We start from the raw sequence: 17,135 nt of genomic DNA on the forward strand, positions 1-17,135 counted from the left end.
AAGGGGCAGTCAGGTGACGACAGCGTAAAAGCCCTGGTCGCCTCGGTTGCCCGTCGATGCGGTTTGGCCGATCGTCCGGGACGAGAGGGTGGGGCCGTTCTGGATCTCGATCCAGGTTGGGAAATCGCTGTTGCCGTTCTCGTTGTAGCGGTCGCCGTAGGTCGGCAGCGTCCCCGTGATGCTGATCGTCAGTTCCATGAACAGACGGGCGAACAGGAAGGCCGGGCCGCTCGGCGCAGGCCCGATCGTGTCGCTACTGGACCCGCTGCCCGAGTTGATGAAGCCGAAAACATCCCCAGTGGTGATGCTCGTGATCGGCTTCGAAGGCCGGATGATCCGGACCGACTTGAGGTTGCTCGACGAGTTCATACCCGTCAGAGCGGCGCCAATGTCGCCGGCCGTGAGGACCTTATAGCTGATCATCACGCGCCGGACGGTGCTCGGCCCCCCGGCCACGTTATTGACGGTCGTCGCCCCCGAGAATTCTACCGCGGTCGGCGTGCCCCCGCTGCTGAACGCGTACTGGCTGAAGACGGCAATGTCACCGGCCTGAGCCGTGCCCGGAATCGTGATGGTCGATCCGGTCGAGCTGGCATTGATGCCGGGCAGCGTCAGCGTCATCGGGTTCTCGATGATCCGCCGGCGACGGGCAAGCAGCCCGTTCGAGAGCTGCGTGCTCACGGCGCCATCACCACTTCCGGGTCAGCCCCGATGCTATCCAGCAAGGCCAGCGCGTCAGGGTCGTCGGCATAGACTTCCGGATAGTCCATGTCGAACCACCGGGCGAAGGCGACGGGCTGCGACGTGAGGGCGGCATAAGCCGCGTCCATCAACCCGAGGTCAATCAGGCGCTGCTTGACGAGGCTCTTGCGGATCATCCGGCGAGGCGGCGGAGGCGCATCCTCCATCTTCCAGGTCGGCACACCATCGATCAGTTCGATGCCGTCGATCCCTCCCGAGACGAGTTGCTTACCGGCCGGGATCTCTGCCGGTACGATGCCGGCGATGCGATAGCCGTCGCCAGACCACCCAGCCTCTGGTGGCGAAAGTTGGCCTACGCCGGGGAGATCGATCCTCCCCTCAGTCGACGGGAAAACCGAGATGATCGCCTCGGGAGACCTGGTGCTTATGAGCGCGCGCTTCGATGTCATGATTTATTCCCAGGCGTAGAGCTGGAGCTCGCCAACAGAGCCAAATCCTGCGGATCCTCCGACCAACGACACCCAGACATGGTCCCAAACGGTCGTCAGGTCGGAACTACTGATGTCGCGGCCGGTGCTTTCATTTGTGATGGAGGTGATCGATGCGGATCCAAGGACAGTTCCATCGTTGTACGCAGAGGGAGCGGTCCCGTTCTTGGCATAGAGGTACATCGTGAAGGTCCCCCCCGTGGTGAACGATGTGCCGCCCCCGTAGCCACTGTTGTTGGTCCCGAAAGTCGTGACCTTCCCGATCACCCGCGAAGTGCTCAGGGTCTTGCCGACCCAACCCGTTGTGGACGAGGCCGAGAACCGCGAGGCGTTCGCATACGTCTCGCTCGTGGTCCCATTGAAGGAAGCGGCGAGACCGCCTGCGCCCGTCATGCTGCCGCGGTTCGTGCCCGTGGTTCTGTCAATGAGAACCAGCTGCTTTGACTGGCCCATGAAGGGCGGCGGGCAGAAGATCATTGCAGCGCCTGCACGATCAGGAGGGAGCCGCCATTGCCGACCGAGCAGTGGCAGCGGAACTTGTTGGCGTTCGTGGTGGTGAAGGCGTCACCCGACACCTTCGTCCAGCCCGAGGTCGTGATCGCTCCCGCGGATGCACCGTTCGTGATGTCGAGCAAGTAGGAGCCCGTTACCGTTCCAGGCGCGAGCGTGTGCGCTCCGTTGTTGGTGTAGTGCTGCAGCATCCGGTCTCCGGGGTCAGGCGTTACCGTCCCGGTAGTGATCGTGCCGAGCGACTTGGAGGTGACATTCGCGCCGCCGGTTAGCGTCTGGTCTTCCGTCTCAAGCCGGGCCATCGCCGTCACCGCAGGGCCGGCCTTGATCAGCTTTCCCGTGGTCGAATTGAACAGCGCGAGCTGGCTGTCCACCGCCGAGCTCGGACCGATGACGTCACCGCTGCCCGAACCGGCCGGGCCAGTGGCGCCCGTAAGACCGGTTGCACCGGTCGGCCCGGTTGCGCCGGTAACGCCCGTCGCGCCGGTGGCCCCAACACCGGTAGGCCCAGTTGCACCCGCTGGCCCAGTCGGGCCGGTTGCACCCGTTGCGCCAGCCGGCAGCGGCACGTCCTCGGCCGCCACGCCCGACACGCTGAAGTCGATCCGGGTCGCGCTGACCACATGATAGTCGATGCGCCAGAGGGCATTCGCCGCGGCCGGGATGCTCGGGGCCGTCGCCCAACCGATCGGCTTCCAGTACGAGCCGTACGCGAGCGAGTAGCCGCCGGCCGTGCTGTTCGTACCGGAGATCGATCCCTTCTGGCCAACCGTGATGTTGGTCGGGTTCGCCAGCGTGGCGCCCGTATGGGCAAGCGTGAGGGTGAAATCCTGGCTGGTGTAGTCAGGGGTTATTGTGGTGCCGGACGTCAGAGCGTCCTGCTGGCGCCTCTGGCTGGTGGTCCAGGTTCGCGCCTGATCGGCGACGCCGGACGGGCCGGTCGCGCCCGTCGGGCCCGGGACCGTAGATGCAGCGCCAGAGGCCCCGGTCGGCCCCGTCGCGCCCGTTGGCCCCGCAACCGTCGATGCCGCCCCGCTTGGACCCGTGGGGCCGCTGGGGCCAGCCACACCGCTAGGACCGGTGGCGCCGGTGGGCCCAGGCACGGACGACGGCGTTCCGCTCGCGCCGGTCGGGCCAGTCGCGCCGACACCGCCGCTAGGCCCTGTGGCACCGGTCGGGCCCGGAACAGTCGAGGCAGCACCACTCGGGCCGGTCGCTCCGGAAGGGCCGGTCGGGCCCGTGGCACCAGTCGCGCCCGCCTGCCCAGCGGCACCGGACGGAACCCACATCCACTCGGCGCTTCCAACATCTGCGTCCGGCGGCTCATTCCCGGTGTTGGAATCGATGAGCGAGACGAAGGTCCGGCCGTTGAAGGTGATGTAGTCGCCGACGACGTAGGTTGTCCCGACATCCCACTCACCACGCGGCGTCAACCCCTCGCCGATCGGGCCAGACGGGCCCGTGGCGCCTGTGGGACCGGTTGCGCCCGTAGCGCCCTCGCCGCCGCTCAGGCCAGTCGGGCCATCGGCGCCGGTCGCGCCAGTAGCGCCAGTCGGGCCCGGCACGGTAGATGCGGGGCCTGTCGGTCCGGTTGCGCCAGTCGCACCACGAGCGCCAGAGGCCCCCGTAGGACCTACCTGCCCCGCGGCGCCTGATGGCACCCACATCCAATTGCTGTCGCCGACGTCCGCGTTCGGAGGCTCATTGCCGACATTGCCGGCGACGAGCGAGACGAAAGTGCGAGACAGGTAGGTGATGTAATCGCCGACGGCATAGACGGTCGTGTTGTTCCACTCACCGCGCGGACGCAGGCCTTCACCGGCCACTCCGCTTGCCCCGGGCGCGCCAGACGGTCCAGTCGGGCCAATGGGTCCCTGCGCGGCGATCTGGCCGGCAGGAGCGTGCACGGTCACCCCGTTCTGGACGATCGGCACAAGTTCGTCACCGGCGAGCGGGACCGTCGCCGCGGGGAGCGACGATATCTTCAGGTCGGTCATGTTGTGATCACGGCTCCCAGAAGAGGCCAGAAGAGGTTTCCTGCAGAACCTTGCTGCCGCTTTCCTGCAGGACGTATTTGCTCAGGCCATCCGCCCAGAGCTCGGGCGCCTCATCGACTGCGACCATCTTGTAGATGAGGTCCGTCGTGGGCTGCATTTCGCTGACGATGACGCGCTTGTAGACCCGGTCATGGTTGCCAACGATCACCAGGCACCCGGGGCTGATCTCCGGTATCTCGGTCGGGTCGAACACTGAGCCAGGCGCGTAGAGATCCGCCAGCGGACTGGCGAAGGTGACCAGATCGGTCTCTTCATCGGAGGACGACGAGGTGAGATGGGTGGTGATCCATCCATTGGTTCGCCGGACAGCCAGCGCGGTGCGGATGCCGACGGTGTGCATGTCGACGACGGCATGCATATCCGTGACGGCGTGCATGCCCGGCGTGTTCAGGATTGAGGCGACCGAGTCCAATCGAATGCCGGTGATCAGGTTCGTGGCCGGGTCGATCAGGACTTCCTTGATACGGGCCCGGCCGGTGTGACGCGCGAGCGTGTCATGCTCGATCGCGACCAGTGATCCCCGCCGGCAGACGATCGCCTCGGCCGGAGCCTCCCAAGAATAAAAAGTGGCCCGTTTTTCCGCCTGGGCGAGATCGAAACGGGCCCGCATGACGACCTGCGTCTCTTCATCGAGGCCGCCGTAGTAGACGCCCTCCAGCTTGCCGTCTTCGCCCCCGTCATAGCCGTTGCGGAAGACCACCACTTCCTCGGTGGCATAGTCGGCGGTCTTGTCCCGGTAGTTGATCCGAAACCCGTCGGGCAGCTTCGGGAACGCCTTGTTGAACGAGAAGCCCCTGGCATTGCGAGGCGAGAAGACCTGAACGACCGGCTCCTGCGATCGGTCGTAGTCCTGCACCACACTCCAGAGGTCGGACTGGTAGGGCTTGGCGTAGCCGCAGGAGGCGATCAGGGACCGGACGTCATCGATCGACTGATCAACGATGATCTCGTTGCAGGTGTAGCCCGCATCGATACAGCGCTGCCGCCACTCGATCATCTCCTCGAGGTCGAGAAGGTCTTCCGGCAGCGGGTCCACGTTTTGACCGCCGATATGGACATCGACATAGTGGGGAACCGGGTTGGACGTAGTCACCCATTTGTCGAACCTGCCCGTCGCTGGGTCATAGTCCCGCACATAGCCGGAGGCCATGCAGGAGACATTGTTGATCTGAGCATTTCGGGCCCGGACGGCGATCGTCGCGAAGCCTGGCGTCGGCAGGATCGGGGCGTTGTAGACCGACGTCGTGAACTGGTGGACGATCTGCTCGCCCTTGTTCTCGCGGGACTCGGCGATCGTCCCATTGTCCGTGAACCAGAAGAAGTCCGTCACCGCCGACTTGAACTGGTAGTTCGATTTGCTGAAGTCGCTCGCCTTGTACGAAAAGCCGCGCTTCATCTGGATATCGTAGATGCCACGCGGAAAGGCGGCGCTCGTCAGATGCATCACGATCCGGTTGTCGTAGGCGAACACATGCCGGACATTCGAGGTGCTCTCCGTCCCCCGATAGAGGTAATCGTTGCCGCTGCCGGCCGAGAAATAGCCATCCGCCTGGTTGGCTGCGGTGACCGGGACATTGGTCTGGCCCGGGGTCGCCTTCGCGACGAAATAGACCCCGTTCTTGCTCGGCACCGTCGGGACGTCGGTCGGCTCCGGCATGTCCCATTTCAGCTGCAGCTCGTTCTTGAAGGGCGAGATAGACTGGGCCGAGATGTGAAACTCGGGCAGATTGCGCCACTGCGTCGTACCGCGGAGACGGATGCGCGTTCGGATTGGGATAACCAGCTGATCTTCGGTCGTCCGGTAACCCATGGCTGGCAGAGTGAAGCGGCACCAGACCTCATCTGGGCTGCGTCGCGTCGGCACACCGTGCCACTTCGGCACGTTCTCCGACGGGTTCACCCGGTTGAGCAGCTGCGACATGTCCTCGGGGTCGACAGTGTGCGCCGACAGCTCGAACTGGGCGCCGGTCTGCCGGCCGTAGCGGTTCACCAGGTCGATCGGCTGGTCGTCCTGCCAGCCTTCTCGATACTGAACCTGGATATCTGAGCTGGCTTCGAACGGTGCCTCGTCGATCCGCAGGTCTTCGATCTTGTGCGGACCGTTGAGCACGAAGACCGCCTCGACGATGTCGTCCCGGTTCTCGATCGAAATAACCGGCTGGCCGACCAGGCGCGGATAGACCTTGGTCGTTCCGATCACCCGGTCGATCGACCCGCCGGGCTCCGCTGCGCTGTTTCCTGAAGCGCTGGCCGATCGGTTGTCGTCGTCACTCGTCGACTTAGTATCTCCGGCCCGCAGGACCGGCGCGCTCGTCAGAGCGCTGATCGCGAGCGAACCGGCAAGACCGACAGCGCCTGCTAGCACCGCGGCCCCGACGGTTGCACTCCCGAACAAGGATGTTCCTAGCATACCCGTGAAGGTGCCGAGGATTGCCCCACTCGCGATGCCGCCTGTGACCACAGTCAAGGCCAGCGCCGCCACCAGACCAATGATCTGCTTGGCCCCACCCCCGCCACCGCTATTCTCATGGACGATGTGGAAGGTGACCGCGATCGGCCGCTCAGCGCTGCTGGCCTTCGGCCGAACCGAGCGCCAGAGAGCCCTGGGCACGAGCTCGCCGTTAATGCGGATCTGCCCGCGCTCCACGAACTGCGATGGCAGGCGGTCCTGCAGATCGGCGACGATTTCGGAGACGGACAGCCCCTCTCGAAGGAAGAGCACGTCCGGCTTCCTGGCGCTGAAGGGCGTTGCCCAAACACACACTACAGACATCTGTGCCGCCGAAAACCGATGATCCTGGAAGAGACGGAGAAGTGCGAGAGAGGCACGACCACGGACTGGGTCACCTTCTCGATATGGAGGACATGGCGAGGATCGGTAAGGATCCCGACATGGCCCGGCTCGCGCGAGCGCCTGCGGAGCATCACAACGACGTCGAATGGGCGAGCGTCGGAGAGGGCCACCTCGGCCCATGGAAGCGCATCTGTGCTCGGCGCACCCAAGGCATCGCTGACACGAACAGCGTCCTCGGCTGAGATATCAGCGTAGTCCGGCAGATCGATCTGGCGTTCCGCCTTGAGCACCAGCCGGACCAGGTCGTAACAGCGCATGGTCTCGGAAAACTCCAAGCCCACGTATTTCGAGGACCAGTGCATCAGCGCCAGTGCTTGTCGTTGCGGTAGTCGGAAGGGGTTGGCGTCTTGTCCTTCAGTCGACGCGCAGCCAGCGCCAGAGTTGACCTCCGCTCGGTCACGGCACGGCCGAGCTCGATCATCTGCTCTGCCGACAGAACAACGATGTGGTTGTCGAGCGCGATGCGGGAGAAACTGGTCTGCAACCCAGCGACCGCCAGGCCGAAGTCGTCCTGAATGGTGCCGTCGGTCGCCTGGTACTGCTCGCCCCCGAACTCGATCGGGAGAGCCAAGCGGCGGTCCCGCTCAGCGTTCACGTCGGAGGCCGAGATAGGATCAGCCGGAGGCGGGATCGACTTCGTGCCGTCCCAGCCGTGTCCGAGGACCATGGCGAAGTCGGCGTCTCGCACCCACTCGCCTTCGAGCGTTGCGATGAACTCTTCATCGGCCTCGATGCGCGAAACCACGATGCCGTTGATGATCTGAGCGAAAGTCGTCATGCGATCACCCACACGCGGACTTCGCCGCGCGCCCCTGCTGCACCGCGGCCGCCGCCTCCAGCTGGCGTGAAGCCCGCCTGACCGCGAGCACCGCCGGCTCCCGCTACGACGCTCGTGCCGCCAGCTTCGGATGCTGATCCACTCGCGCGCGCGCCACCGCCGCCGCCGCCGCCCCAGTAGCTATTCCCCCCTGCTACAGCCCCCCCGCCTGTGGAGCCGTTGTACCCGCCGCCCCCACCCCCGCCCTGGTAGCTGGCATTGCCAACAGTGCCAAAGTCGGATGCAACGGTAGCGCTGGTGTAGCCGCCACCTCGGGCGCCCGTGAAATCTTCCGTAGCCCCAACAACGCCGCCGCCGTTCCCTCCGACACGAACAAGGTTCGATGTACTGTCACTGCCGGTCCAACCGGCGGGGAAGACGAGCAGCGACCCAAACGACGAATTGGTCCCGTTGCTGTTCACAGCGCCGCCAGCACCAACGACGACGGATACGCTGCTGGGGATCTGCGAGGCTCGGAACATACGCGAGATGTAGCCACCTCCACCGCCACCGCCACCATTCGTGCCGGAGTTGCTGCGACCGCCTCCGCCACCGCCCCACCCCTCAACGAAGACCCAGGCATTGCCCGGCGTCCCAACTGGCTTGTTCCATGTGCCCGAGGCGGTGAAGGCTTGATAGTCGAGGGTGTTCGTGATGATCCGGGAATCGCCGATCGCGATGAATGCGCCATCGGAATAGGTCAGCAGCTGGCGCGAGCCGGCCGGGAAGCGGCCTGCCGTGAGTGCGGAGCCCAACAGGTCCACCACGTTCGCCGCGGCGCCACCGTTGATCGCGAGCGTCACGGCGCCGGTGTTCGAGACGCTGACCGGCAGGACGAACAGCATGCCATTCGCAAGGCCGGAGATCGGCGCCGGGTCCAGGGTGGCGGTGATGGCGTTTGCCGTCCCGCCAACCCCGGAGAGCTGGATGTTCATCCCCTGGCTGAGCCGCGCGACCTTCGCCTGGACAGCGTCCATGTAGGCATCACCAGTGACCACTCCAGGCGTGCTGGAGTTGGGCAGGATCCAATCGGCCATCGAAACCTCAGATGAAGAGCGCCGGGCAGCGCGACTTGGTCGCTCGGATGCCGGGCCATGAGCGCTGGGAATAGTTCCAGCTCGAAAGCGTTCCCGTCACCTCCATGACGTTCACGTCGACATTGGTCAGGTAGAGGTGCTTGGCGGAGTACTCGACGATGGCGGGGGCATCGATCTCGATCCGCGGCACCACCGTCTGGTCGAACTGCGAGGCCGCCACGACGTCGATCTGCACCCGGCACGGCTTCGTCACCGCCTGCAGGGCATGGCCGATCGTCTCATCGACGTTCTGGACCCTGATCTGCGCCTGGGGCGGGGCGTCGTCATCGCTCAGGAGCGAGGCGTCGAACCAGAAACCGATGTAGCGGTTGCCGTTCCAGACGTAGTCCACCGAGTCGGAGACCACCCGAATGATGTCATTCACGTCGGGATTGGTGATGGTCATGAAGACCAGCACCGCCTCGCCGCTCTCCTGGCTATCGAGCTCGCGGCGGAGGCCGGTTGAGACACTGCGCTGCTTCGCCATCAGGGGAACCGGAGAAGCTGGAACGACAGGTCATGGTACTCGGCGCCCGGGTGGGGCTGCAGCTTGTATGTATCTTTCGTGAACCGGAAAGAGGCTGCGGTTCCGCGAATTGGGTCAATCCAAGCGAACGGGAGAACGCCATCGTAGAGTGTGCTGCGGTACCAGTCCTCGAACGTCTCTCGCTCCGCATCCGTCAGACCGGTGAACTGAACGCTCAGCATCGTTCCGGCTGCCGTGCCCCGGCGGCGGTCAATCGTCGGGCCGATTTCTGGCTCAAACGAAATGCGGTTGGACTGCGGAGCCTCCGTATAAGAGGCCGCGTCGGGGCTCTTCCTGCTTGTCAGCGGCCATATCGCAACCATCAGGACCTCCTGGGCCGGCTGCCGAAGCGCGTCCGCTGCGGAGCGTCCATCCGGCCGCTGGCGATGTTCTTGGACTGCTCGTCACGAATGAAGAGCTTGAGCAGTTGCTCGCCGTTGGGGCCTGTGGAGCGCTCTTGCTCTACCTGGGGCGAGCCTGCGGACCTCTGGTCGACAACCTGCACGACCATGCTGTTGCCACCGCCGCCCGCACTTTCCACCCCCAGCCTGCCATTCGATAGGCGCCGGAGCGGCATCACCGCTTCAGGGCCCGCCTCACCCATGAGGCCGGCTCCCTTTGCCATCGGGAAGACTGTGGGGGTATTGACGACACCGCCCTTGGCAAAGGCAGTCACTCGTCCGTTGGAGAATGCGGCACCGTTGGCAAATAGCCCGCCGGTGCCGTTCACCTGCATGATGCCACCCCCGCCTCCCGAAATGACGCTAGACAGGTTGCTCCAAAGGCCGTTGAACAATTGATCGGTGGCCATATCGACCAGCTTCTGTGAGATCCGGTCGAGGGCATTCGTGGCGGCGTCGGCGAGCGAACCCCATAGGCCTTTACCGTCGGCGATACCGGATCGAATATCCTGAAAGAACCCTTGGAATGTGCCCTTGGCGAAGTCGTAGGCATCGCGAAGACGGCTTGTCTCCGCTTCCAGGGAGGCCATCGCAGCCGCCTTCTCCTTCAATGTCGAGATTTGATCCGGGTCTAGATCCAGCCCGGCCTTAGTGGCTCGATTGAGGAGCTCCTGTTCGTATCTCAGGCGAGATGCGGCCCACGCCGTCTGCCCCAGGCCAGCCTGCTCGGCGCGAAGCGATGCGATACGAGCGTCGGCGTCCCGGACGATGTCGTCGAACTTCTCGCCATCCGTCTTGCCGCCCCGGGCCTTCTTCTTGGTCTTCTCGTCGACTGCCGTCATGGCTGCCGCGAGTTCCCTTACCTTTTCGGCGCCGGCCGATGCAGTCTTGGCAATGACGGAATACCCAGCACCAACATAGTCGGTGTCGAGGGCTGCCTTGTTGAAGGTGGCCGAGGCCCCGCTCATGGCGGACTGTTCCGCCTTCGAAAGCTGGCTTTTCATCCCCGACAGATCGAAGCCAGGGATAATGGTCATGCCATTGACGGTCAGGGCCGGCTTCTCGAACTCCGATACGAGATTGTTCCACGCCATCTTGCCGAGCCCGGCAAAGAAGGTTGGGAGATTGCTCCAGGCCTCGACGACCGCATTGTACCCGCCGACGAAAGCCCCGATGACGAAGTTCGCGGCCTTCTTGGCGTCGCCAACAACATCTCGCCCGAAGATCTCGGCCAACTCATCGCGGAAGATATTGGCTGCGGCAACGGCCGCCACAATTCCAAGCACGAACGCTGCGCCGGGGTTGGCTGCAGCCATTGCAGCGGCGGCGGTAACAGCCGTCACGGCCAGGCGCCCCATCAGTGCGATCAGGTTGACTATGCCGCCGATCATGGCCGGCGAGTAGAGCAGCGCCAGCCCGGCAGCAGCGGCCACGGCATAGGGCGCGATCGGCTGGATGGCGCCAGCCAGCGCGCGAAGCACCGAGGAACCCGCCTTGGCCCAATCGACCATCTGAAGACCAGCAGCCGCGAGCGCCGTAAGGCTGATCACCAGCAGGCTGACCGGTGAGAACACCGATGCGAATGCGGCCGCCAGACCATGCAGCGGCCTCTCCATGGTGGAGATCACGGCGGCGAGCTGCGTGCCCTGTTGCAGACCGATCTGCATGGCGCCCATGCCCGCCTGAGCAGAGACGGCGATATCCTGGAACTGGGCGGCGATGTTGGCCGTGTTCAGGTTCGAGGCCGCTTTCACGTTGGAGTTGGCAGCGACGGCGTGGCCGCTCAGCGCCTTGGTGGCCTTTGCCGCCGCGGCCGCCTCACTGGTGATGGCTCTTTCCAGGACTTCGGCCGATCCGGCAGCGCTAACCGCAGCGGCCCCTTCCCTCGTGATCGCTGTTGCTGCCTGCGTCACGGCGGCATCAAGCTTTCCAAAGGTGACGGAGACGTTGGCGCCGGTCACAATCATCTGCTGGAGCTGACCGGTGGCTCTACCGGTCGTTGTACCGAGATTGACGACACGGCTCTCTGCCGTCGAGACGCCCTTCCCCATCCCGAGGACTGCGGTCTCAACACCGCGCACCGCGCGCTCAATGCTTGCCAGAGACGCCTCTAGGCGGCTGAAGGCGTTCTTAAGGACCCCGGACGCACTTTCGGCCTTCTTCGCCGAGTTCGTCAGTTGGTCGAGATCCCGGGCACCTTGCGCAGCCTGAGAGCTGTCGACGTCGAACCCGAGGGAGGCAATATTCGCCATGTCATTTCCTGTTCGGGGAACGCTCTGCCGCCTCGGCGCGCTCCCTAGCCACCGCGGCTAGGTAGGCGTCGTCCATCGATCGGATGATCCGGATCTCTTCACGCCTCAAAATGTCGCCGGTGAGCGCCATCCAATGCGCCATCTCCGTCATGGAGAGCGGCTCGGCGCCATTGAGCCCTGCAGAGAGACCTGCCCGCATGCTCCAGAACCATTCGAACAGGTAGGAGAAGTCCGGGTCCAGAGGATCCGGCTCCTCCACCGGCAGTCCGAAACGGGCCAGCCGCTGCCGGCGGGTCTCGCCGCTGTCATCGGCGAAGTTCAGCCGAACGTGCGCCTCGATGTGGGAGACGAGCAGCGGCCCTAATTCGCGAAAAAAGCGGCTTCGTCTCCGAGTGCCGTGTCGATCTGCTTCGCCACCCAGCCGACCTGCAGCAGCCTGACGACGTTCACCTTCGTGAGCGGCGGGTTCTTGAGGTCGCCGAGCGAGAGGCCGTCATCCCATTTCCAGCCGACGATCGCGGCAGCGAGAAGATCGACGGTGTTGTCCTCGATCTTCTCCGCCGTCATCGAGTTGCGACCGCCGCGAAGAGCCTTGTTCTTGATTGCCCGCTCCACTGCCTTGACGGCATCCGCCTCGAGGGAGGTGCACTCGACCTGAAGGCCGATCGGCTCCCCAGACGCCGGGTGCTTGATGTCGATCGTGATCGTGGTCGGCTGGATTGCCAGGATATCCATGCTCTTCTCCGGTGGAATGGCTTAGGTGACGTTGGCCGTGGCGGCGGAGGTCGCCGTGGCATTGCCGGCGGCATTCGTACCGGTGACCGCGACGGAGATTGCCTTAGCGGCGTCGCCTGCGACGAGCGTGTAGGTCGAGTTCGTGGCGCCCGCGATGTTCGTACCGTCCCGCTTCCACTGGTAGGTGAACGAGGGCTCTCCCGACCAACGACCAGGCACGGCTGTCAGCACCGAGCCCTGCGTGAGAACGCCGGCGATCGACGGGAGGAGCGAGCTGACAGGCGCGACAAGCGACTGCGGGTTCACCACGATCTCGCGCTGCACGAGGCCGAGCGTGAAAACCTCGAGAATGAAGTCCTCATTCCGACCATTCGGGCGGGTGGGGCCAGCGATCAGACCGCGGTTGTAGTAGACCGTGTTCGTGTGGTTCGCGTCGGGAGCGTCGAGATCCTCGAACTTGAACGCGTAGAAGAACTTCGTGACGGCCGCCGCGCGGAGTGCCACCTGCCCGGCATCCGTCGGGTTACGAGCGCACTCGATCGTGGGGTCGCCGGCGTTGGAGATGCCCTTCTGCTTCTGCGTCATGTCCGTCGCGAGCTCGTCATAGCTCACCACGTTCGTGTTGACGCCAGACTCGCCGACCGAGCCGACATTGCCAACCTCGATCCAGGTCAGCGCCTCGAACTGGCTCTGATCCAGATTGGCCGGCTGGGGCGTCGTGCAGAAATAGACCTTCCGGCCCTTATTGGTATTCGCCATGGCGGGATCTCCTTCGATCGTAGTGGCGGGTGGATGGGCCGGCTGGCCGGTGGCTATGCGAAGACTTCGTAGGAGACGGTGACCGGCACCTGCCAATGCGTGTCGTCGGCGAGCGCCGGCCCGACGTCTGGCGCCCTTGTGACGCGGGTCGTGATGCCGCCCGACCGCATCGGCATGTCAGGCTGGAAGTGCGCCGCCACTTTGCCGGCGATTTCCGTGGCCGCTGAGGCGCCCGCGTTGAGCGGGGTGAAGACATCCACCTGAAGCAGCCCGAGCCGCTGGTGGGGCTCCGCTGAGCCGAGGAAGAGCCGTCGGCTGGTGTTGGGAATGTGCGAGACCCGGAGATAGCTGGCTGGCTTGGGCTCCATCGAGACGTTGGGCCAAGCGATCGGCAGGGCCGGTGAATGCGCGAAGGCAGCGAGCCGCGCGAACAGCGCCTGCTCGATGTTGCCCTCTACCGTGGCCACAACCATGCTGATAGATTCCTCGTATGAAGCCGCTCAGCGACAATCAGGCCCATGATCTTCTGACCGAGGCGCGCCGCGCGCTGGGCAACGCCCCGGGCTCGACCGTTCGCGCCGACACGGCCCTGAAAGCCGCCCGCCAGGCCCTTTCCGGCCTCGCCCTCGCCTTGCTGGTCGCTTCCGAAAGCGGATCCGACCAGGTGCCGGGCGTCACAAGCCCAGACGGCTCTTAAGTTCGGCCGCCTTGCCGTCCACGATTTCAGGCCACTGCTGCGCTGCGGTTCTGACGAATGCGTCTGGCGTCTGCCCGCGCGCGCCATACTCGCGGTGCGCCGCATAGGCTGCCGTGTAGCCGAGATAGATTGTGCCGCCGAGTTCTGAGCCGGCGATGACCGCCTCGATCACCCCCGCGTCAAAAGCGTAGGTCTGCCCCTCCACCGGCCCCTTCTTCGGGTCGATGAGAGGCATGGCGGACGTCGAGGCCATCAGCGACGCGCGGAGAAAGCCGGTATCGACGCGCATGCGGCCGCCGGCATTCCGGGTCGTCTGCACCCGCGTCGCGAGTTCTTGCACGCTGGCCTTGAACACGGCCTCCTCGGCGCCCTTCACCTTCCTCACCCAATCGGCGACCTGGGTAGCAAAGGAGAGGTTTGCCATCAGGCGGCCTCGGCTTTGAACCGTTCCACGACCGAGGCGAAGTAGTCGATGTCGTAGCTCACGACGCACCTGCAGCCGCTGATCTCGGAGATCGGGGCGCGCGGGTCGCACGGAAACCGAAGCATCGCGCCCGAGGGAGATTGGAACGAACCGTCCATCGGAACCTTCTGCCCATCCAGCACCCGATGGGTATGACGCACTCGGTTATCGCCGGCCGATCGCCAGATCTTCGTGACGTCCTCGACCCGGATCTTGCCGGCCGCGATCTGCTGCCGGATAGCGTCGTCCCTGCCCTTGCTCAGGGCCATCATGGTTTCGGTGCGGGCGAGGAATTCGCCGCGCAGTTCGAGCAGACGGTCGCTGTAGCGTCCGATGATGCGGGTGATCGTCTCGGCGTCCAGCGGCTTGCCCGATTTGATCGCAGCCAGGATCGTCCGGTCGAAGCGCTTGTCGCGACGCTCGCGCCCGAGATAGGCCCGCAGCTGCGCCGCGTCGCCGGACATCAACTCCTGCCTGGCATAGGCAACATACCGCTCTTGCGCCGACGTGATGCCGATGATCCCGCCCTCGCGCCGCCCGGTCACGCGGTTGACGCGACCGACGACGTTCAGGGCGGTTGCGCGCGGGTTCTGCCCCTCGGCAAGCCCCTCGCTGAGCGCGAGCCGGATGGCCACACGCTGGTCGTCCAAGATGGCCGTCACCAAGGCCGAGGAATGCTCTCGCAGCCACGCTTCGGCCTCAGGGTTGCGGACCCCGAACCGGAAGACCACGCGGCCGCCTTGCGGGTCACGCACCTTCGGCATGCTCCCGACCGTGGCCATGCCGCCGGAGTTGTAGGCGTCGGCCAGCCGCAGCTCGAGCTTGGAGAACGCAGCGGCGTCCAGTTGGAGAGCCTGCAGTGCCCCCTCGATATCGCCGCGCTCCAGCCGCTCGACGACGATCTTGAGCACAACCGTGTTCACGGTGTCGGCGATGGCCTCCATGAAGGCGGCGCGAATGGCTTCCTCCTGCGTGGCCAGTAGCACGTCGATGAGATCGCGGTCCGATCGTCGAGACATGAAGCATCCGTTTCGGTAGCAAGTTGCTGCACGGCTCACGCGATGGTAGCGATTCTCATGCTCACCTGGGGAGGCAAGCTTGAGATACTACCCTTACGGACCGTTTGAATTGCCGAGGTCAGACGACAACCTGATCTTTCTAGAAGACGGCGAACGTTCGCTGTTCTGGGAGGGGGTCGAGACGGAGGAGTGCTGGCTGTCCAATGCTTGCGGGTGCTATGTCTTCGCCTTGAGATCCGGCGGGGGCATCCTGCCTTGGTATGTTGGCAAGGCGGAGCGACAGAGCTTCAAAAACGAAGCTCTCACCCCCGACAAGATCCGAAAGTACAATCAGACCCTGGCCTCCGGAATAAGGGGAACGCCAGTGCTGTACCTTTACGCGCGAGCCACGCCTGGGAAACTTCAGTTTTCACGGCCGTCAACGGCTAAGCACCGCGACATAGGCTTCCTCGAGCGGTCGCTCATCTCTTTCGCCCTAGATCGAAACCCAGACCTGCTGAACAAGCAGGAGACCGCGTTACTCCGCACCCTAGTGGTTCCAGGCTGGCTCAACACCCCTCAGGGTAAGCTATCGAAGGCAGCAACCGAGCTAAAATCAGTGATGGGCTATTAGCCCGCGCACCACGCCTTCCACGCGACCGGATCGCCGGCAGCAGGGATAGGAGTGAGGTTGGTGATGGAACGAACGGCGCCATCAATCACGAGCTTGTCCGACAACACCGGCGTGATCTCGGGAACGGCGAACATCACCATGTCCCCCGTCTCCTCGATGAGCACGCCATTCTCGTACCGCTGATGCTCTCGGGTGACGGTGGCCTTCAGATCATAGGTCGTCTCGGTCGGTGCCCCCGGCTCCCATGGCGTGGCTGGATCCGGAGCGCCCGGGGTGACGCGGACGAGTTGGACCAAGCCCTGCTGGAAACGGTCGAGCAGCCGGGTCGCGGTCTGCTGCATGCGCGCGTAGTCGAAGCGGGCCATCAGACCACCAGGATGCCCGGGATGGGCTGACACAGCAGCCCGGCCAGCATTTCATCGATCACGGTCACCACGGGCCGGACGGCCTCGGCGCCGAGCGATGCCGCGCTGGCATAGGCCACTTCGATGTCGCCGACCTTCTCCTTCGTCACCTGCTGCGCGGCGACATAGTCCGGGGACAGCGAGTTCGGCGATGCCAGTTCACGCAGCGCCGCCTCATAGGTCGCATTGCCGATCACGTCGGGGATGACGCTGGGCGGGATAGCGAACCCTTCACGCGTCACCGCACCCGTTCTCGGCCAGGCCTGAGCCTGCGCATAGCCGCCGGTGCGGACGCCGACGAAGCGGGAACCGTACCGACCATCGATATAGGCGGAAGCACGCACCAAGGCCGGCAGCACCGCACCGGCCGGGACAGTTGCCCCGATCGATGCCGCATATGCCGCGAGCCCGGCCTCGGTGCCGTAGTTGGGCATGGTCAGACCTTCGCCTGCAGAGCCATAACGATGGCTTCCTTGGTGTCCGGGGTTTCATCACCGAGGATCTTGCGGGCCTCGGCTTTGAACGTCTGGAAGTGGAGCCCGTCGGCCTTGGCGAGAAGATCCGCCGGGCTCATGGCCGTGTCGGCAGGCTTCAGCGCAGGGGGCTCGACCTCCTCGATCGTGAACCAGTTGGTCCCCTTCGCAACCTTCAGCTCGGCGGCGGAGAGTTCGACGTCCACCGTCTCGCCCGGCTCGACAAGAAACGGGCCGCTGACGGCATTGAGGCCGCGCGGGCCCTTCTGCGTGTTGGTGATCTTCATTT

The 17,135-nt window shown here is 64.6% G+C and carries 22 protein-coding genes; 2 read left to right on the forward strand and 20 right to left on the reverse strand.

The window, feature by feature from the left end; all coding sequences use genetic code 11:
- Positions 1–9: 9 nt before the first annotated feature.
- The 15 genes from OSH07_RS10330 to OSH07_RS10400 all read right to left on the reverse strand — a co-directional run bounded on the left by OSH07_RS10330 (position 10) and on the right by OSH07_RS10400 (position 13,650).
- Positions 10–681 carry a hypothetical protein gene (locus OSH07_RS10330; RefSeq protein ID WP_266338549.1) on the reverse strand — a complete coding sequence of 224 codons (672 nt, stop codon included), beginning with the start codon at positions 679–681 and terminating at the stop codon, positions 10–12.
- Positions 678–1,151: a hypothetical protein gene (locus tag OSH07_RS10335; RefSeq protein WP_266338550.1), complete on the reverse strand. Its 474-nt coding sequence runs from the start codon at positions 1,149–1,151 to the stop codon at positions 678–680. Before OSH07_RS10335 ends, OSH07_RS10330 begins: the two co-directional genes overlap by 4 nt.
- Positions 1,152–1,154: 3 nt before the next feature.
- Positions 1,155–1,667, reverse strand: coding sequence for a hypothetical protein (locus OSH07_RS10340; protein ID WP_266338551.1), 513 nt, complete (start codon positions 1,665–1,667; stop codon positions 1,155–1,157).
- Positions 1,664–3,697: a hypothetical protein gene (locus tag OSH07_RS24360; RefSeq protein WP_277614218.1), complete on the reverse strand. Its 2,034-nt coding sequence runs from the start codon at positions 3,695–3,697 to the stop codon at positions 1,664–1,666. The genes OSH07_RS10340 and OSH07_RS24360 overlap by 4 nt, the downstream gene beginning before the upstream one ends.
- Positions 3,698–3,704: 7 nt before the next feature.
- Positions 3,705–6,479, reverse strand: a complete 2,775-nt coding sequence (locus OSH07_RS10350) for a phage tail protein (RefSeq protein ID WP_266338552.1) — start codon at positions 6,477–6,479, stop codon at positions 3,705–3,707.
- 41 nt (positions 6,480–6,520) lie between these two features.
- The gene (locus OSH07_RS10355) at positions 6,521–6,913 is read right to left on the reverse strand and encodes an NlpC/P60 family protein (RefSeq protein ID WP_266338553.1); all 393 of its coding nucleotides are present in this window, start codon (positions 6,911–6,913) and stop codon (positions 6,521–6,523) included.
- Positions 6,913–7,389: a DUF4376 domain-containing protein gene (locus tag OSH07_RS10360; protein WP_266338554.1), complete on the reverse strand. Its 477-nt coding sequence runs from the start codon at positions 7,387–7,389 to the stop codon at positions 6,913–6,915. Before OSH07_RS10360 ends, OSH07_RS10355 begins: the two co-directional genes overlap by 1 nt.
- Entirely contained in the window at positions 7,386–8,465 is a 1,080-nt protein-coding gene (locus OSH07_RS10365) for a glycine-rich domain-containing protein (RefSeq protein WP_266338555.1), read from the reverse strand. The genes OSH07_RS10360 and OSH07_RS10365 overlap by 4 nt, the downstream gene beginning before the upstream one ends.
- A gap of 7 nt (positions 8,466–8,472) precedes the next feature.
- Positions 8,473–8,991 (reverse strand): DUF1833 family protein, encoded by a 519-nt coding sequence (locus OSH07_RS10370; protein WP_266338556.1) that lies wholly within the window; start codon positions 8,989–8,991, stop codon positions 8,473–8,475.
- Positions 8,991–9,353: a hypothetical protein gene (locus OSH07_RS10375; protein ID WP_266338557.1), complete on the reverse strand. Its 363-nt coding sequence runs from the start codon at positions 9,351–9,353 to the stop codon at positions 8,991–8,993. The genes OSH07_RS10370 and OSH07_RS10375 overlap by 1 nt, the downstream gene beginning before the upstream one ends.
- The gene (locus tag OSH07_RS10380) at positions 9,353–11,683 is read right to left on the reverse strand and encodes a phage tail length tape measure family protein (RefSeq protein WP_266338558.1); all 2,331 of its coding nucleotides are present in this window, start codon (positions 11,681–11,683) and stop codon (positions 9,353–9,355) included. Before OSH07_RS10380 ends, OSH07_RS10375 begins: the two co-directional genes overlap by 1 nt.
- A gap of 1 nt (position 11,684) precedes the next feature.
- Positions 11,685–11,942, reverse strand: a complete 258-nt coding sequence (locus OSH07_RS10385) for a phage tail assembly chaperone (protein ID WP_266338559.1) — start codon at positions 11,940–11,942, stop codon at positions 11,685–11,687.
- 101 nt (positions 11,943–12,043) lie between these two features.
- Positions 12,044–12,418 carry a hypothetical protein gene (locus OSH07_RS10390; protein WP_266338560.1) on the reverse strand — a complete coding sequence of 125 codons (375 nt, stop codon included), beginning with the start codon at positions 12,416–12,418 and terminating at the stop codon, positions 12,044–12,046.
- A gap of 21 nt (positions 12,419–12,439) precedes the next feature.
- The gene (locus OSH07_RS10395; RefSeq protein ID WP_266338561.1) at positions 12,440–13,177 is read right to left on the reverse strand and encodes a hypothetical protein; all 738 of its coding nucleotides are present in this window, start codon (positions 13,175–13,177) and stop codon (positions 12,440–12,442) included.
- A 53-nt stretch (positions 13,178–13,230) separates the two neighbouring features.
- The gene (locus tag OSH07_RS10400; protein WP_266338562.1) at positions 13,231–13,650 is read right to left on the reverse strand and encodes a DUF4128 domain-containing protein; all 420 of its coding nucleotides are present in this window, start codon (positions 13,648–13,650) and stop codon (positions 13,231–13,233) included.
- Between the two features lie 17 nt (positions 13,651–13,667).
- Here OSH07_RS10400 and OSH07_RS10405 point away from each other — a divergent pair, with 17 nt between their 5' ends.
- The gene (locus OSH07_RS10405) at positions 13,668–13,874 is read left to right on the forward strand and encodes a hypothetical protein (RefSeq protein ID WP_266338563.1); all 207 of its coding nucleotides are present in this window, start codon (positions 13,668–13,670) and stop codon (positions 13,872–13,874) included.
- On the opposite strand, the gene OSH07_RS10410 is transcribed toward OSH07_RS10405, so the two are convergent.
- Together OSH07_RS10410 and OSH07_RS10415 are read right to left on the reverse strand one after the other, a co-directional pair.
- Positions 13,852–14,298 carry an HK97 gp10 family phage protein gene (locus OSH07_RS10410; RefSeq protein WP_266338564.1) on the reverse strand — a complete coding sequence of 149 codons (447 nt, stop codon included), beginning with the start codon at positions 14,296–14,298 and terminating at the stop codon, positions 13,852–13,854. The two genes, OSH07_RS10405 and OSH07_RS10410, sit on opposite strands and share 23 nt — an antisense overlap.
- Positions 14,298–15,356: a phage minor head protein gene (locus tag OSH07_RS10415; protein WP_266338565.1), complete on the reverse strand. Its 1,059-nt coding sequence runs from the start codon at positions 15,354–15,356 to the stop codon at positions 14,298–14,300. The genes OSH07_RS10410 and OSH07_RS10415 overlap by 1 nt, the downstream gene beginning before the upstream one ends.
- A 79-nt stretch (positions 15,357–15,435) precedes the next feature.
- On the opposite strand from OSH07_RS10415, the gene OSH07_RS10420 reads away from it, so the two are divergent.
- Positions 15,436–15,969: a hypothetical protein gene (locus OSH07_RS10420; protein ID WP_266338566.1), complete on the forward strand. Its 534-nt coding sequence runs from the start codon at positions 15,436–15,438 to the stop codon at positions 15,967–15,969.
- Here OSH07_RS10420 and OSH07_RS10425 read toward each other — a convergent pair.
- Genes OSH07_RS10425 through OSH07_RS10435 form a run of 3 tightly spaced genes read right to left on the reverse strand, consistent with a single transcriptional unit; the run spans position 15,966 to position 17,133 of the window.
- Positions 15,966–16,334 carry a hypothetical protein gene (locus tag OSH07_RS10425; RefSeq protein ID WP_266338567.1) on the reverse strand — a complete coding sequence of 123 codons (369 nt, stop codon included), beginning with the start codon at positions 16,332–16,334 and terminating at the stop codon, positions 15,966–15,968. The genes OSH07_RS10420 and OSH07_RS10425 overlap by 4 nt on opposite strands.
- On the reverse strand, positions 16,334–16,807 hold the full coding sequence (locus OSH07_RS10430) for a DnaT-like ssDNA-binding protein (protein WP_266338568.1): 474 nt from the start codon (positions 16,805–16,807) through the stop codon (positions 16,334–16,336). Before OSH07_RS10430 ends, OSH07_RS10425 begins: the two co-directional genes overlap by 1 nt.
- Positions 16,808–16,809: 2 nt before the next feature.
- The gene (locus OSH07_RS10435; protein ID WP_266338569.1) at positions 16,810–17,133 is read right to left on the reverse strand and encodes a hypothetical protein; all 324 of its coding nucleotides are present in this window, start codon (positions 17,131–17,133) and stop codon (positions 16,810–16,812) included.
- Positions 17,134–17,135: the final 2 nt, after the last annotated feature.

Source organism: Kaistia nematophila (genome assembly GCF_026343855.1).
Taxonomy (GTDB): domain Bacteria; phylum Pseudomonadota; class Alphaproteobacteria; order Rhizobiales; family Kaistiaceae; genus Kaistia; species Kaistia nematophila.

Coding starts and splice junctions, on each gene's coding strand:
- OSH07_RS10335 (WP_266338550.1), bottom strand. CDS start 1,151: ATGACATCGAAGCGCGCGCTCATAAGCACCAGGTCTCCCGAGGCGATC.
- OSH07_RS10340 (WP_266338551.1), bottom strand. CDS start 1,667: ATGATCTTCTGCCCGCCGCCCTTCATGGGCCAGTCAAAGCAGCTGGTT.
- OSH07_RS24360 (WP_277614218.1), bottom strand. CDS start 3,697: ATGACCGACCTGAAGATATCGTCGCTCCCCGCGGCGACGGTCCCGCTC.
- OSH07_RS10355 (WP_266338553.1), bottom strand. CDS start 6,913: ATGCACTGGTCCTCGAAATACGTGGGCTTGGAGTTTTCCGAGACCATG.
- OSH07_RS10360 (WP_266338554.1), bottom strand. CDS start 7,389: ATGACGACTTTCGCTCAGATCATCAACGGCATCGTGGTTTCGCGCATC.
- OSH07_RS10365 (WP_266338555.1), bottom strand. CDS start 8,465: ATGGCCGATTGGATCCTGCCCAACTCCAGCACGCCTGGAGTGGTCACT.
- OSH07_RS10370 (WP_266338556.1), bottom strand. CDS start 8,991: ATGGCGAAGCAGCGCAGTGTCTCAACCGGCCTCCGCCGCGAGCTCGAT.
- OSH07_RS10375 (WP_266338557.1), bottom strand. CDS start 9,353: ATGGTTGCGATATGGCCGCTGACAAGCAGGAAGAGCCCCGACGCGGCC.
- OSH07_RS10380 (WP_266338558.1), bottom strand. CDS start 11,683: ATGGCGAATATTGCCTCCCTCGGGTTCGACGTCGACAGCTCTCAGGCT.
- OSH07_RS10390 (WP_266338560.1), bottom strand. CDS start 12,418: ATGGATATCCTGGCAATCCAGCCGACCACGATCACGATCGACATCAAG.
- OSH07_RS10395 (WP_266338561.1), bottom strand. CDS start 13,177: ATGGCGAATACCAATAAGGGCCGGAAGGTCTATTTCTGCACGACGCCC.
- OSH07_RS10400 (WP_266338562.1), bottom strand. CDS start 13,650: ATGGTTGTGGCCACGGTAGAGGGCAACATCGAGCAGGCGCTGTTCGCG.
- OSH07_RS10405 (WP_266338563.1), top strand. CDS start 13,668: ATGAAGCCGCTCAGCGACAATCAGGCCCATGATCTTCTGACCGAGGCG.
- OSH07_RS10410 (WP_266338564.1), bottom strand. CDS start 14,298: ATGGCAAACCTCTCCTTTGCTACCCAGGTCGCCGATTGGGTGAGGAAG.
- OSH07_RS10415 (WP_266338565.1), bottom strand. CDS start 15,356: ATGTCTCGACGATCGGACCGCGATCTCATCGACGTGCTACTGGCCACG.
- OSH07_RS10425 (WP_266338567.1), bottom strand. CDS start 16,334: ATGGCCCGCTTCGACTACGCGCGCATGCAGCAGACCGCGACCCGGCTG.
- OSH07_RS10430 (WP_266338568.1), bottom strand. CDS start 16,807: ATGCCCAACTACGGCACCGAGGCCGGGCTCGCGGCATATGCGGCATCG.
- OSH07_RS10435 (WP_266338569.1), bottom strand. CDS start 17,133: ATGAAGATCACCAACACGCAGAAGGGCCCGCGCGGCCTCAATGCCGTC.